Consider the following 544-nt stretch of genomic DNA (forward strand, 5'->3'; position numbering starts at 1 on the left):
ACAGGCTATTCATGCCGTAGCGGAAATCAACGGGATCGCGGTGCAGATAGACCTTCAGATCGTCGTCGAACCGGAACACGGCATCCTCCCCAGAATCTGAACCATGGTCGTCAATTCGTCGATGGTCGCGATTGCCCCGCCGAGTTCAAGCTCGACGCCGTTCGACAGACGCACATGCAAGGCAAGTGTCATCGATGGCGGTGTGGACGGTTGTGTCGGCGACGCTGAAACGACCGACACGAACGCAGACGGCTTCACCGCGACGGGGACGGGTTGGTGCGACCCTGGCAGATCGACGGCCACGTCATTAATCGACTCGTCCGGCCGACGCGGGTTGTATTCTTCGTTGCCATTAGGCTGCGACGCTGACGAAATGCCTTTCTCGCGCTCCACCAGGTACTTCGCGATCCACTTGCGCAGCAGATTGGCGTTGATGCCGTGCTGCTGTGAACTTTCGCCGTTAAGGAACCAAACCGTTTTCGGCGTAAAGGCGCCAGGGACTTTTCGGCGTTTAGGCGCCACAAGTCTTTCGGCATATAGGCGC

1 protein-coding gene is annotated in these 544 nt (G+C 58.5%); it reads right to left on the bottom strand.

What is annotated here, in order from left to right; genetic code table 11:
• Positions 1-54 precede the first annotated feature (54 nt).
• Positions 55-522, bottom strand: coding sequence for an IS66 family insertion sequence element accessory protein TnpB (locus QCE73_RS33930; RefSeq protein WP_309885328.1), 468 nt, complete (start codon positions 520-522; stop codon positions 55-57).
• Positions 523-544 lie beyond the last annotated feature (22 nt).

The organism is Caballeronia sp. LZ029 (assembly GCF_031451275.1).
Classification (GTDB): Bacteria; Pseudomonadota; Gammaproteobacteria; order Burkholderiales; family Burkholderiaceae; genus Caballeronia; species Caballeronia jiangsuensis.